The sequence below is a fragment of the Actinomyces sp. S6-Spd3 genome (assembly GCF_000758755.1).
GTDB lineage: Bacteria > Actinomycetota > Actinomycetes > Actinomycetales > Actinomycetaceae > Pauljensenia.
Genome location: NZ_JRMV01000083.1, coordinates 1 through 892 on the forward strand (window position 1 = coordinate 1; position 892 = coordinate 892).

Annotated in this window: 1 protein-coding gene; it reads left to right on the plus strand. The window is 57.8% G+C overall.

Annotation, left to right across the window (positions count from 1 at the left end):
- Nucleotides 1–785: magnesium transporter MgtE N-terminal domain-containing protein (locus HMPREF1627_RS00510; RefSeq protein ID WP_034500117.1), on the plus strand; the 785-nt coding region annotated here is incomplete at its 5' end.
- Between the last annotated feature and the right edge of the window lie 107 nt (nt 786–892).

Below are 892 nucleotides of genomic sequence, written 5' to 3' on the forward strand. Positions count from 1 at the left end.
TGACGAAACTGTCCACACAGGTTGGTGTGCAGGACGCCACCAGCCTGATTGCGTCCACGCATGACATGAAGGCAGCAGACCTCGCTGACATTATTCGCGACCTTCCCGAAGAACGCATGTACGAGGTAGCCTCACAGCTTTCCGATGAGCGCCTCGCTGACGTGTTGGAAGAGCTCCCCGAGGATGACTCGGTGTCGATCCTCGAACGGCTCCAGGCGAAGCAAGCCGCAGATGTGCTCGACGTGATGCAGCCGGATGACGCCGCCGACCTCATCTCTGAACTAGCGCCCCTAACCGCGCAAAACCTGCTGAACCTCATGGAGCCTGAAGAGGCCGAGGACGTGCGCCGACTCATGCGCTATGACGATGACACTGCCGGTGGCCTTATGACCACCGAGCCCGTGATTTTGCCGCCGGACGCAACCGTGGCCCAGATGCTGGCAAACGTGCGAAACAAAGACATTCCACCCGCCCTCGCCGCCATGGTTATTGTTGCGAGGCCGCCGCTAGAAACTCCTACGGGCAAGTTCATTGGCGTGGTACATATTCAGCGGGCACTACGCGAACCACCGCAATCACTACTCGGAACTATCGTCGATACTGACATCGAAACAGTTGATCCGCAGCGTTCCATCCGGTCGATCACCAAAACGCTTGCAATGTACAACCTGACGGCCGTTCCGGTAGTGGATGAGCACGGGCACGTACTGGGCGCTATTTCGGTTGACGACGTGCTCGATAACCTATTGCCAGAAGACTGGCGCGATCTGGACGACGAGTTTTAAGGGGGTTTGAATGGCTGAGCGACTAGATACTCCGCTAACCAGGCGACGTTGGCTACCGCGTATCAACCTTGAATCCGAGGGCGTAGGGCGCGTAGCTGAAGCTATCG